Annotated in this window: 10 protein-coding genes; 7 read left to right on the forward strand and 3 right to left on the reverse strand. The window is 69.5% G+C overall.

The annotated features are described in order from the left end of the window. Positions 1-33 precede the first annotated feature (33 nt). Complete coding sequence (locus R2B67_RS31380; protein ID WP_317822668.1) at positions 34-1,743, forward strand: flavin monoamine oxidase family protein; 1,710 nt, start codon at positions 34-36, stop codon at positions 1,741-1,743. Positions 1,744-1,768: 25 nt separating this feature from the next. On the opposite strand, the gene R2B67_RS31385 is transcribed toward R2B67_RS31380, so the two are convergent. After that, on the reverse strand, positions 1,769-2,398 hold the full coding sequence (locus tag R2B67_RS31385) for a DUF5995 family protein (RefSeq protein ID WP_317822671.1): 630 nt from the start codon (positions 2,396-2,398) through the stop codon (positions 1,769-1,771). A gap of 97 nt (positions 2,399-2,495) precedes the next feature. Here R2B67_RS31385 and R2B67_RS31390 point away from each other — a divergent pair, with 97 nt between their 5' ends. The 5 genes from R2B67_RS31390 (at position 2,496) to R2B67_RS31410 (ending at position 8,205) form a co-directional block, all read left to right on the forward strand. After that, a complete protein-coding gene (locus R2B67_RS31390; RefSeq protein ID WP_317822673.1) occupies positions 2,496-2,750 on the forward strand; it encodes a hypothetical protein in 255 nt (84 codons plus the stop codon). A gap of 565 nt (positions 2,751-3,315) precedes the next feature. Beyond that, entirely contained in the window at positions 3,316-4,185 is an 870-nt protein-coding gene (locus tag R2B67_RS31395) for a nucleic acid/nucleotide deaminase domain-containing protein (RefSeq protein ID WP_317822675.1), read from the forward strand. A 17-nt stretch (positions 4,186-4,202) separates the two neighbouring features. Further along, positions 4,203-5,984 carry a hypothetical protein gene (locus R2B67_RS31400; protein WP_317822677.1) on the forward strand — a complete coding sequence of 594 codons (1,782 nt, stop codon included), beginning with the start codon at positions 4,203-4,205 and terminating at the stop codon, positions 5,982-5,984. Between the two features lie 82 nt (positions 5,985-6,066). After that, the gene (locus R2B67_RS31405; protein WP_317822678.1) at positions 6,067-7,629 is read left to right on the forward strand and encodes a WXG100-like domain-containing protein; all 1,563 of its coding nucleotides are present in this window, start codon (positions 6,067-6,069) and stop codon (positions 7,627-7,629) included. Between the two features lie 24 nt (positions 7,630-7,653). After that, entirely contained in the window at positions 7,654-8,205 is a 552-nt protein-coding gene (locus tag R2B67_RS31410) for an SUKH-4 family immunity protein (RefSeq protein ID WP_018512485.1), read from the forward strand. 17 nt (positions 8,206-8,222) lie between these two features. On the opposite strand, the gene R2B67_RS31415 is transcribed toward R2B67_RS31410, so the two are convergent. Continuing rightward, a complete protein-coding gene (locus R2B67_RS31415) occupies positions 8,223-9,629 on the reverse strand; it encodes a uracil-xanthine permease family protein (protein WP_317822681.1) in 1,407 nt (468 codons plus the stop codon). Between the two features lie 135 nt (positions 9,630-9,764). Then, complete coding sequence (locus tag R2B67_RS31420; RefSeq protein ID WP_317822683.1) at positions 9,765-11,018, reverse strand: MFS transporter; 1,254 nt, start codon at positions 11,016-11,018, stop codon at positions 9,765-9,767. 171 nt (positions 11,019-11,189) lie between these two features. Between R2B67_RS31420 and R2B67_RS31425 the strand changes: the two genes are divergently transcribed. After that, positions 11,190-12,365 carry an ROK family transcriptional regulator gene (locus R2B67_RS31425; protein ID WP_317822686.1) on the forward strand — a complete coding sequence of 392 codons (1,176 nt, stop codon included), beginning with the start codon at positions 11,190-11,192 and terminating at the stop codon, positions 12,363-12,365. The last annotated feature ends 16 nt before the right edge of the window (positions 12,366-12,381 follow it).

The raw sequence follows: 12,381 nt of genomic DNA on the forward strand, positions 1-12,381 counted from the left end.
GAACTTCCGTACCGCGCAAGGAGTCCGTACCCCATGACGTCCACGGTGCCCAACGCCGTCCAGCACACCGACGCGGCCGCCCCGCCGATCACCATGTTCGGGCCGGACTTCCCGTACGCGTACGACGACTTCCTCGCCCACCCGGCCGGCCTCGGCCAGATACCGGCGACCGAGCACGGCCAGGAGGTCGCCGTCATCGGCGGCGGGCTCTCCGGCCTCATCGCCGCGTACGAGCTGATGAAGATGGGCCTCAAGCCCGTCGTCTACGAGGCGGACCAGATCGGCGGCCGGCTGCGCACCGTCGGCTTCGACGGCTGCGACCCCTCGCTCACCGCCGAGATGGGCGCGATGCGGTTCCCGCCGTCCTCGACGGCGCTCCAGCACTACATCGACCTGGTCGGTCTGGAGACCCGGGCCTTCCCCAACCCGCTCTCCCCGGCCACGCCCTCGACCGTCGTCGACCTCAAGGGCGAGTCGCACTACGCCGAGACCATCGACGACCTGCCGCAGGTCTACCGCGATGTGGCGAACGCCTGGAACGCCTGCCTGGAGGAGGGCGCCGACTTCTCCGACATGAACCGGGCGCTGCGCGAGCGCGACGTCCCGCGCATCCGGGAGATCTGGTCGCAGCTCGTCGAGCGGCTCGACAACCAGACCTTCTACGGCTTCCTCTGCGAGTCCGAGGCCTTCAAGTCCTTCCGGCACCGCGAGATCTTCGGCCAGGTCGGCTTCGGCACCGGCGGCTGGGACACCGACTTCCCCAACTCCATCCTGGAGATCCTGCGGGTCGTCTACACCGAGGCCGACGACCACCACCGCGGCATCGTCGGCGGCAGCCAGCAGCTCCCGCTGCGCCTGTGGGACCGCGAGCCGCAGAAGATCGTCCACTGGCCGCTGGGCACCTCGCTGGCCTCCCTGCACGGCGGCGAGCCGCGTGGCGCCGTGACCCGGCTGACCCGTACGGCCGGCAACCGCATCACGGTCACCGACGCCACCGGCGACATCCGCACCTTCCGGGCGGCCGTCTTCACCGGCCAGTCCTGGCTGTTGCTCTCCAAGATCGACTGCGATGACGCGCTCTTCCCGATCGACCACTGGACGGCGATGGAGCGCACCCACTACATGGAGTCGTCCAAGCTGTTCGTCCCCGTCGACCGGCCGTTCTGGCAGGACAAGGCCGTCGACAGCCAGGGCAACGTCACCGGCCGCGACACCATGTCGATGACGCTCACCGACCGGATGACCCGGGGGACGTACCTCCTGGACGACGGCCCGGACAAGCCCGCCGTCATCTGCCTCTCCTACACCTGGTGCGACGACAGCCTGAAGTGGCTGCCGCTCTCCCCGCAGGAGCGCATGGAGGTCATGCTCAAGTCGCTCGGGGAGATCTACCCGAACGTCGACATCCGCAGCCACATCATCGGCAACCCGGTCACCGTCTCCTGGGAGAACGAGCCGTATTTCATGGGCGCGTTCAAGGCGAACCTGCCCGGCCACTACCGCTACCAGCGGCGGCTGTTCACCCACTTCATGCAGGACCGGCTGCCCGCCGACAAGCGGGGCCTCTTCCTCGCGGGCGACGACATCTCCTGGACGGCCGGCTGGGCCGAGGGCGCCGTGCAGACCGCGCTGAACGCGGTGTGGGGCGTCATGCACCAGTTCGGCGGTGCGACCGACCCGACCAACCCCGGCCCCGGCGACGTCTTCGACGAGATCGCGCCGGTGGAGCTCCCGGAGGACTGAGCTCCACGGAAGACCGGCGCGGGCGTCAGCGGCACGGGGTGAGCAGGAAGCGCACCACGAGCCCGGCGCCCGCGTCGTTCTGCTTTGCGAACTCCTCGGCCGCCGCAGGGAATCCACGCAACTGCCGGAGCACCCGGGCCGCCATCCAGGCGGCCTCACGGGCCCGCTCCAGGCTCCACGTACTCACCAGGTGGGTCAGCGGATCCGCGATCCGGAGCAGATCGGGCCCCGGCATCAGCTCGTCGTGGATCCGCTCCTCCAGCAACGCGAGGAGATCACCCACCCGCTCGAACTCCCCTTCCAGCGCGGCCGGTTCGCAGTCGCGCGTACGGCAGGTGTCCACCACGGCCAGGACCAGGTCGTGCGCGATGTGCCCATGCAGCCCGGCCAGGGCGAACTGCACCGGGCGTACGCCGGGGTGGTGGCGGTACCGGAAGAGCGGCCGCCTGCACTCCGGCACCGGCCTGCCCGCATCGGCCGCGTCGAGGGCCGAGAGGTAGCGCTCGGCGAGACGCGCTTCGAGAGTGCCGGCGGGTGCGGCCTTCCACCCCATCGCCTGCCGTACGTCGTGGAAGACCCCGACCCCGTCGCCGGGCGGCCATCGGTGGGGGCGGGCGAGCACTGCTGGTTCCGCGAACTGTTCGGTCTGCGCCATGTGCGGAGCGTGGCAGCCGCGCGTCCCGCGTGGCACCGACCGGCCGAAGGTTCATCGGAACGGACGAACGGCGGTGCCGGAAGAAGGGGTTCCAGGAGTGCCGGGCAGACGCGCGCCACGCCGCACCACCCACCGGGCGCGCCGGCGTGCCGCCCGCCGCCACGCTCTGCTGGCCGTCGCCTCGGCCGTCGTGGCGATCGGCGCAGCGGCCGGTCTGATCGAGGCCGGGCAGGACGACCGGCGGCGGACCACGGGCGTCCCGGAGCCAACGCCTCCGCCGGTCCTCCAGCCGCTCTCACCCACCGTCCCGCCCTACGCCAGCGTCTTCCGTACGAGCGCCGTCCCACGGTGACCGCCTCGCGGCGCAGCCGGCGGCGGTCGGGTTCGCGCAGTGCAACCCGGGGGAGGTCGCCGGGGAGGTCCGCGCCGTCGCCCGGGGCGCGGCCGCCGCCGGACGGACCCCCGGTGCTCGTCCCGTACGCGATACCCGACCGGGACTGCGGCGGGGCCTCGCAGGGCGGAGCGCCGCTTCGCCGCACTCGCCCGCGCCGGATCCACCCTGCGTGCCGCCAACCCGAAGGCCCGGGTCCACTTCGACGGTGGGCACTCCGGCAGGCACCCGCCGGCGAAGCAGGCGGCCGCGCTCAGAGCTGCGGGGGCGGCCACCAGCGGCCACGGCATCTTCATCAACGTGGCCAACTTCCGCCCCCACCGCTGACGAGCGGACCTACGCCCGCCAGGTACTGGCGGCCCTCGGCGACCCCCTCCGCCCACGGGCTGGCCACGGGCTGAGCTGTTCAGCGATCGGCCGGCCGACTGTCGACGCAACCATCGCGCATGCTTGACTTTCGTCGGCCCACCGTTCCGACAAGGCCGGACGCATCCACCGTCGATACGCCCAGGAGCAGCACGTAGCCATGACCGACCGGATCACTGCACACTTCGGCGCCGACGGCCTGCGCCGCTTTCACCTCATGTCGCTTCAGGGTGCCCCGATGCCTGACGCAGCCGTCCGCGCGCTCAAAGATCAGGGAGTTCCGGTCGCTGTCGCGCCCTATTTCCGGGCGGCGGCCGCGAGCGATGCCGCGCAACTCGGGGCATTCGCCGTCCAAGGGGAGCGACCCTCCCCGCCCGGTGCGCTCAGCCGTTGGCTGCGGTTGGGCACGGACGGCGGAGCCGAGTTGTGTGTGAGGCCCGATGGTGCTGTCCAGGCCGTCTTCCTGGCCGAGACGGTTCCGGACATGTATGTCAGTTCCAGCCTCGATCTGTTCAACGAGGCCCTGGTCCTGCTCGACCGCGGCCTGCCGAGGCTGGCTTCCGCGGACGGCCTCGAAGACGCGCTTCCTCCCTTGCGTAACCTCATGGTGGGGCTCAAGGACCTCGACCCGATGGCTTTCGCCGAACGCGAGAGCTGGTGGCCGCGCGTTCTCGACGACGTCCGGCACACCCTGAACTTTCCCTTCTCGGCTTCCTTCGAGTTCACGTTGCCCGACGGCCGCAAGGAGATCGTGACCGACAGCGCCGGCCCCGGCCGACTCCATCCCGAGGAGCGCATCTGGCAGCGTCTGTCGGCCTCAGGCGTGCGGCCGGAAGATGTCACCCGGGTGTATTGCGAACTTGAACCGTGCCTCATGCCAGGCCACTACTGTGCCCAGTGGATGCAAGAGCTCTTTCCCACAGCCCGGTTCACGCACAGCTTTGACTATGGCGTGACGTCGGAATCACGCGAGGAAGGGCTGAAGCAGGCGATCTTGTACGCTGCGCAGCAGGCTGGCCCACAGGAGTAGCGGACCGGGGGAGTGCAGTGCCGGACATATCTGGCCTTCGTCTGCGCAAGCCGGGCGCGGGCCGCGAGCCCGCAGCGTCCGCGCTGCTCGGATGGCTCACGGATGAACGCTCGCCTCAACTCTGTGTCCTCACCGGGCCTGCGGGCGCGGGAAAATCCCACCTGCTGGCTTGGCTGGTCGAGTACGGCACCACCTCCGCGGACACCACGAAGCGCCGTGTCCACGCCGTGGCCCCGCTTGGGGGTACCGGCCTTCGCGGTGCCGCGTGGCTCCTGGCGGACCACCTGAGACTGGCGGCGCGGGCGCCCGCCGAACTCACCGCAGCCATCGCGAGAGATGGACGGCATACGGTTCTTGTCCTGTGTGACCTGCACCTTTCCCGCGCACCCGAAGCAGTCCTCGAACAATTGGTCCGGCCCCTGCTGCAACTCGGCCATGTGAGGCTGATCATCGAGTCCCGCACCGGAGCGCCCTGCACCGAGCACCTCTTCGAACAGACCCGGAACTCAGCGGTCATGGACCTCATGGACCCACGCTGGACCACGCCGGAGACCTTCAGCCGCTGGGCCCTGGCAACCGACCCCGCCGCCGATGCGGAACAGTGCTACCCGCTGCCCGGTCCGGTCGTACGGTCGGAGCAGGTGACCGAAACCTCGCCCAGCCTTGACTCCTTCGTCCTGGCCGCGGAGACCATGGTGCGAGCAGATCCCCACGCCGTCACGGCTTGGCTGGATCACCATGCCGGCGCCGCGGAGCGGGAGAGCGACCTCGGCCGCGCGTGGCTACGCGCAGGACAGTCTCTCTGCGTCTCCGACACAGCGTCAGCGCGCGCACTGACGCTGATTGCCGCACTCGACAGCGACACGGGTACTGATACCCGTCATGCCCTGAACGGCCTGGCGCAGTCTGAGCCATGGCATGTCGCACACACGTCCACCCGCGAAGGCGTGAGCGGGCACTGGCCGGGTCCGGCAACAGCGCTCTGTGCCGGAACGGCTCTGCACGCGCGGCATGTGCTGTGCGCCGGTCATCTCGGAGACGTTCGACTTCTCGATCCCACAAACGGCAGAGCTGTGGGCCGCCTGACGTCCCCTCATAACGGTCCGGCCGCAGCGATCTTCTGCCTCCCCGACGGGACGGTCGTCGCGGTCGATGACTTCGGTGGCGTCAACCTTGTCGGCGAAGCTCCGCGCAGACCAGGTCTGCGGGCCCTGCTGGAACCTGACGCCGACCCATCGACCCGACTACGGCGAGCCGTACTGGCCTTCCCCCAGCGGATGGCAGGAGCTACGCTCACCACCGCCGCGTCCCTTCCGGACGGTGCGGTTTTCGGCGACAGCGGCGGCCGTGTCCACGTTCTCCTGCTGAAGGAGAACACCGTGGACGTGACTTCCAGCATGCTGCACGACGGGCCCGTCACGGCCGTGACCGGGATCTCCCTCGAAGGGACAGGCCCCACGGTCGTGTACTCCGGCGGAGTTGACGGCAGGATCCGAGTGTGGAGCCCGGGCGTGGCCCCGATGCCCGAACCGCTCCTCCACGGGCCCAGCCCCGTCGTCGATCTCAGCGCCAGCAGCAGCGAAGGACGTTCCGCCGCGCTGGCGGTGGCTCAAGGTGACGGCTTGGTCCAGCTCCTCGACCTCGACAGCGGAACCGACCTGTCCTTCCGCCCGGGACCGCCTGTCCGCGCGGTGTGCTGTCTTCGTACCGGCGCAGGCGAGCTCCGCACCATGATCGGTATGGACGACTGCATCACCACGCTCGTTCCGCGCCCCTCACGCATTCACAACAGCCGATAACATCAACTCACCTTCTCTCGGCAGCACTTAGAGTGGATCTCTGACCATGAGTGGTCTTGAGCTGACACGGGGGAGTGGCGGGGTGGGCATCAAGCTGCCTGAAGATCTGCGCGACATCATCGAGATGGTCGGCGTGGACTGGCCTGACATCGACGAGGACGAACTCACGGGCACGGCCAAGGAGTACCGCGAGTTCGCGGAAGAGCTGCGCGACACCATTCGCGATGCCAACAAGGCATGCAGTAACGTTTTGGCCGGGCGCAGCAAAGGTAAGGCGGTGGACGCCTTCAGGCAGCGCTGGGGCAAGGTCTCCGGCCAGGACATGAAGCACCTCGCTGACGCCGTAGATCTGCTGGCCGACGCTATGGATACCGGTGCCGGATACGTCACCACCTGCAAGGTCGCCGTCATCGCCGATCTGAGCGCCGCTGCCGCAGCCGTCGCGGGAGGTCTCGTAGGTGCCTTCTTCACGGGAGGACTCTCGGCGCTTCTGGGAGCCGGCGCAGCCCTTGCCCTGAAGCTTGCGATCCGGGAAGCCCTTGAGCTCCTCGTCTCCCAGCTCATCGACCTCGCTGTCGAGAAGATCGAGGGCGAGGTCCTGGCGAAGCTGGAAGGGCTGTTCGATGACACCACCTCTTCAGGAGGCCGCGACAAGACCGGAACCCTCCTGCCGGAAGGACTTGATTCCGTCGGCCAGGACCTCTGGATCGAGTTCGCCGAGTTCGCCGACGCCATCGACCAGCTCGGCCGAGAGAAGGGAAAGCTCCAGGACAAGAAGAAGAACTTCGGAGACAAAAGGGCCAAACGTAGTCTCGTGGCGAAGAAGGACGACCGATTCGCCAAGTTCGGGGCGGCCATCGACAAGGCCGAGGACAAAGTCGAGGCCACCGCGCACTCCATGCAGAAGGAGATCGAGAAGAATGTAGAGGGAATCGACAAGACAAAGAAGAGCAACGACGAAACCGAAAAAGACGTCAAGAAGGACATGGAGGGCTGCGGTCCCGGCAAGAAGGACGGTGACGGGAAAGACGTACCGATGTACCTCCTCGCCAAGGACGGGACGGTACAGCAGCTGCTTCCGGACGGAACGTTGAAACCTGTCGACAAGAGCGACACGTCAGGAATCCATGGCCTGCTCGAGTCCGACGGAAAGGCGTGGCGGCCGGAGAGCAGAGCGGAAAAGAGGGACGTCGGTGTCCAGGACGGCGAAGGCAAGGTGGTCAGATCAACTCGTGTCGACCCCTACGAAGACCCCTTGGGGCAGGCTACGCAACTCGCTCGCTATGCCAACGACGACTACGAAACGAAGCACAACTACGCCGCAGGCCGATACATCGACCCCTCCGACAAGGGAAAGGAGCTCATACTCATCGGCCGAAGTGATCGAGGGATGCACTCCGAACGCGTTATCGGGTACTCCCTCATACGCAAGGGGAAGCAAGAAGGACTTCACGAAGTATTCACGGAACGGGCGCCTTGCCAAAAACGCAACAGTCGTTGTGACGCATGGCTCGCCAAGCATTTTGGTGAACACATCAAGGTGACGGATGCGGTTCCCTACGATCAGCTCAACGGGAAGAGAGAAGAGGGAAACGCGCTGCATCAAGCTTACGTGGATGAACTGAAGAAGGCGCACGGTCGCTGACATTGAATACGATAAGGTCAACCCATGAGCTACTCTGTCAGTTCACATGAGATTATCCGCCTGTTCGGCCTCCAGGGGATCGTTCTTTTTCCCCGAGAGGTGCAGCAGGAGCCGGACGGACTGTCGCGCTCGATGCGGATCCTGCACGAGGTGGGCCTTCCGCACGACGACCTCTTCCTGTCACGCATGGACGTGAAGAACCCTGGTCAGGACTCCGTTTACCTGGGTGAGTTCCTCGTATCCACGGGGCGGGCTTGCCCGGCCGAGGCCCAGAAGTGGCTGGTGCTGGGGTACTTCAACGACTCCGTCCTGGCCCTCGACCCCGATAGCCAGCACGTCTACGCTTTCCCGGAAGGTACTTCACGGCATCTGCTCATCCACCGCGATGTCGAATCCCTCGTCCACAGTCTTTGTGTGCTGCAGACCTACCACGTGGAGCGGGACTCCGCCGACGACGAGGAAGCGCTCGCGCGGCAGGCGCATGCGGAGATCGAGCAGTTCGACAGCACGCCGTTCCAGGACCCGGTCTCGGAGTGGAACATCATCTTCGAGGAGATCTTCGAAGGGTCCTGGTAACGAGCCCGCGCGGAGGTTCAGGACTTCCCGGGCCCGCCGTTCGGGTCGCCGGATCCCTCGTCGTACGTCGACGTCCCGGCGTCCAGCAGCGGTTCCTCGGTCTTCAGGTGGGCCGGGGCGAAGGCGCGCAGCACGTGGTAGCCGGTGATCACGACGAGGGTGCCGAGCGCGATGCCGCCCAGCTCGAAGTTGTCGGTGATCTTCAGGCTGACCCCGCCGACGCCGATGATGATGCCCGCGGCGGCCGGGACCAGGTTGAGCGGATTGCGCAGGTCCACCCGGCCGTTGAGCCAGATCTGGGCGCCGAGCAGGCCGATCATCCCGTACAGGATCACGGTGATTCCGCCGAGCACCCCGCCCGGGATCGCCGCGACGACCGCGCCGAACTTGGGGCAGAGGCCGAAGAGCAGCGCGAAGCAGGCGGCCGCCCAGTACGCCGCCGTGGAGTAGACGCGGGTCGCGGCCATCACGCCGATGTTCTCGGAGTACGTGGTGTTGGGCGGGCCGCCCACGGCGGTGGAGAGCATGGAGGCCGCGCCGTCCGCCGCGATGGCGGTGCCGAGCTTGTCGTCCAGCGAGTCGCCGGTCATCTCGCCGACGGCCTTCACATGGCCCGCGTTCTCCGCGACCAGCGCGATCACCACGGGCAGGGCCACCAGGATCGCGGACCACTCGAAGGCCGGGGCGTGGAAGGACGGCAGGCCGATCCAGTCGGCCTTGCCGACCGCGGAGAGGTCGAGACGCCAGTGGTCGACCGCCTCCGCGCCGCCCGCAGGGGAGTGGATCTTGCCGAAGACCAGGTCCAGCACCCAGGAGAGCACATAGCCGAAGACCAGCCCGAGGAAGATCGCGATCCGGGAGAGGAAGCCGCGCAGGCACACCACGGCGAGCCCGGTGGCGAGCATCACCGCCAGCGCCGTCCACTGGTCCTGCGGCCAGTATGTGGACGCGGTCACCGGCGCCAGGTTGAAACCGATCAGCATCACCACCGCGCCGGTCACCACCGGCGGCATCGCCGCGTGGATGATCCGCGCGCCGAACCGCTGCACCGCGAGGCCCACCAGGAACAGGACGGCGGCGACCACCAGCACCGCACCCGTGACGGTCGCGCTGTCACCGCCGCTCGCCCGGATGGTCGCCGCGACGCCGACGAAGGAGAGCGAGCAGCCGAGGTAGCTCGGCACCCGGCCCTTGGTGGCCAGCAGGAAGATCGCGGTCGCGACGCCGGACATCATGATCGCGAGGTTCGGGTCGAGCCCCATCAGGACCGGCGCGACGAACGACGCCCCGAACATCGCCACCACATGCTGGGCGCCGAGTCCGAACGTACGGGGCCAGGAGAGCCGCTCGTCGGGGCGGACCACCGCCCCGGGCGCGGGGGTCTTCCCGTCGCCGTGCAAGGTCCAGCGCACGCCGAGGCTCATGGTTGCTCCCTGAAAGGTCTGCTCGGTGTGCCGGCCGGTCCGCGACGTCGCGCGCCCCGGACTTCGGTGTTCACCTGCGGAAAAGATCAGCGCCATGGTAGTGGTGCGGCGCCGCTTCTCGCCGCCGGGGCGGCCTCAGCTCCCGGCCGGGCTCTTCGCCGCCGCACCGCCCAGCGTGGAGCCGACCCCGGGCCCGGACCCGGTCACCTTCCGGTCGCCCGCCCGCAGCACCCCGGCCCCCACCACCAGGCCGAACGCCAGCGCGGTCACCACGCCGAAGGACACCACCAGCGAGGTCGTCTCCGCCAGCGCACCGATCGCCGAGGGGGCGATCAGGCTGGAGGTGTACGTGATGGTGGCGACGCCCGCGATGGCCTGGCTCGGGTTCGGCCCGCTGCGCCCGGCAGCGGCGAAGGCCAGCGGCACCACGACCGCCACGCCCAGCCCCAGCAGCCCGAAGCCGCCCATCGCGGCCACGGGGGAGGGCGAGAGCACCACGAGCAGCCCGCCCAGGGTGGCCAGCGCCCCGCCCACCCGTACGGTCCGCACCGCGCCGAACCGGTCCACGATCCGGTCCCCGGCGAGCCGCGCCACCGCCATCGTCAGGGCGAAGGCCGTGGTGGAGGCGGCCGCGACCCCGTCCGAGCTGCCCAGGATGTCCCGCAGGTAGACCGCCGACCAGTCCAGGCTGGCGCCCTCCGCGAACACCGCGCAGAACCCGACGGCCCCGATGATCAGCGCCGACTTCGGCGGCAGGGTGAAGCGCGGCGGCGGCTCCTCGTCCGGCTCGCTGCGCAGGTCCAGCACCCCCCGGCAGGCGAGCAGCCCCAGCGCCGTCAGCACCAGCGCGGCGAGCGTGTGGTGGAGCCGGGCGTCGGCGCCGACATGCGCGGCGACCGTGCCGGCCGCCGAACCGATCAGCGCGCCCACGCTCCACATCCCGTGCAGCCCCGACATGATCGACTTGTCGAGACGGTTCTCCACCTCCACGCCCAGCGCGTTCATCGCCACGTCGGACATCCCGGCCGTGGCCCCGTAGACGAACAGGACGGCGCACAGCGTCAGCAGGTTCGGCGCCAGCGCGGGCAGGATCAGCGCCAGCGTCCACAGGGCGAGCAGCCCCCGCAGGGCGGTCCGCGCGCCGAAGCGGTGGCTGATCCGGCCCGCCAGCGGCATCGCGATCGAGGCGCCGATCGCCGGGAAGGCCAGCGCGAGGCCGAGCTGGCCCGCGCTCACCCCGGCGTGGTCCTGGATCCAGGGCACCCGGGTCGCGAAGCTGCCGGTCACCGCCCCGTGCACCGCGAAGACGGCGGCGACGGCGACCCTGGCCCGTTTCACCTGCTCCATGCTGTAGACGGTGGGGACCGTGGCGGTCGGTTCGTGCGTCATGCGGTCGTGCCCTCCCCTGAGGATCGACGGTGTGCGGGCCCTTCCCGGCGCTCCCGCTCCTCACTGCGTCGCGTAAACTATCAGGAACCCTGCCTGATAAATAGTTCTTTCGTGGCGCTCCTGACACCGACCCGGGAAAGAGGCTCCCCAGTGGTCTGGAAGGATCCCGGTATGCCCGCATCACCGAGCACGGCTCGGGCCATCAACGACCGGCTCGCCCTGCAACTGCTCCAGCAGGACGGCCCGTTGACGGCCGCCCAGCTCAAGACCCTGACCGGCCTCTCCCGTCCCACCGTCGCCGACCTGGTCGAACGGCTCCAGGGCGCCGGGCTGATCCACGTCGTCGGCGAGTCCGGCGCCGTCCGTCGGGGCCCCAACGCCAAGCTGTACGGGATCGTCGCCGACCGGGCCCACCTCGCCGCCCTCGACGTGCGCACCGGCAGCGTCTCCGTGGTCGTCGCCGACCTGCTCGGGGCCACCCTCGCGGAGGCCACCCTGCCCATCGCCGACGGCATCGGGACCGGCCCTGCCGTCGACCAGGCCGTCGCCCTCCTGGAGCGCACGGCCCGCGAGGCCGGGTCCGTGCCGCTGCACAGCGTCGGCATCGGGGCCCCCGGCCTGATCGACCCGGCCACCGGCGAACTGCGCGACAGCTCCGGACTGCCCGCCTGGCACCGGGGCCTGGTCCGGGTGCTCCAGCAGCGGCTGCCGGCGACCGTGCTCGTCGAGAACGAGACCAACCTCGCCGCCGTCGCGGAACACCGCGCCGGGGCCGCCCTCGACCGTGAGACCTTCGTCCTGATCTGGCTGGGCCAGGGCATCGGAGCCGCCGTCATGCTGGACGGCAAGCTGCGGCAGGGCGCCTCCGGCGGCGCGGGGGAGATCGGCTTCCTGCCGGTGCCCGGAGTGGCCGGACTGCCCTCCGCCGTCGACTGCGAAGGCGGCTTCTTCTCGCTGGCCGGTTCGGCGGCCGTCTGCGAACTCGCCGCCCGGCACGGCATCGCGGGCGAAGGGGCGACGGAGGCCGCCGCCGTGACCGCCGTACGCGCCGCACTGGAGGCGGGCGAGCGCGGGGAGCCGTTCCTGGACGAACTGGCCGACCGCCTCGCCCTCGGGGCCGCCGCCGTCGTCTCGGTCCTGGACCCCGGCTGCGTCCTGCTTGCGGGCGCCGTCGGCGAGGCCGGCGGGCCCGCGCTCGCCGCCCGGGTCGAGGAGCGGCTCGCCCTGATGTCACCGCTGCGCACCGAGGTCCGGGCCGGTTCGCTGGGGGACGGGGCGGTGCTGCGCGGGGCGCTGCTCACGGCCCGGGACGCGGCGCAGGACGCGCTGTTCGCGCGCGGCGGCTGAGGGCCCCTCGTACAGC

Source organism: Streptomyces cyaneofuscatus, assembly GCF_033109485.1.
Lineage (GTDB): Bacteria > Actinomycetota > Actinomycetes > Streptomycetales > Streptomycetaceae > Streptomyces > Streptomyces cyaneofuscatus.